Annotated in this window: 1 protein-coding gene; it reads right to left on the bottom strand. The window is 46.2% G+C overall.

Annotated features, from left to right (window positions below):
- Nucleotides 1–532 (bottom strand): transposase (locus AB4138_RS23860; RefSeq protein WP_372307974.1); only part of this gene is annotated, 532 nt, incomplete at both ends.

Genomic DNA, 532 nt, shown 5'->3' with positions numbered 1-532 from the left:
ACCTCACGACCGAACTTAGCGACAACATGGAATAAGTCGTAAACGATTTTTGCGTTCGGGCAATGCGCTTGAACTTCAAGGTCAAAAGCCGTATTCATGTCCATCGCGACCGCTTCGATATTATTGCCATGCTTGCCTAACAGCTCGAAGAACGGTCGTATGTCCTTGCGGCTACGGCCTAACCCTATCCAAATGACTTGGTGAGTCTTAGCGTCAGCAATGACCGTGGCATACCGATGTCCTTTAAAGATAGCGAACTCATCCATGACGAGTTGCCTTAGCCCCTCCCATTTCACTGACGGTACCACTTGGCGAAGTCGGCGTTTATCTATCTCTTTAATGGTGTGCCAATGTACGCTTGTTAACTGGGAGATATGCTTAATGGGAAGAAGAGGCAGCAGTTGTTCTATATAACTTTTTAAGCGCTTCGTTATACGAGCATAAGGCTCTAACCAAGATAGAGACTCTGTTTTTATGCCGCAGTCACGACACTTGATTCTTCGTGTTTGAACGGAAAGTTCAACAGGAACAC

Source organism: Vibrio sp. 10N.286.52.C3 (assembly GCF_041468865.1).
Lineage (GTDB): Bacteria > Pseudomonadota > Gammaproteobacteria > Enterobacterales > Vibrionaceae > Vibrio > Vibrio crassostreae_C.
This window is presented reverse-complemented; position numbering and strand designations above follow the sequence as displayed.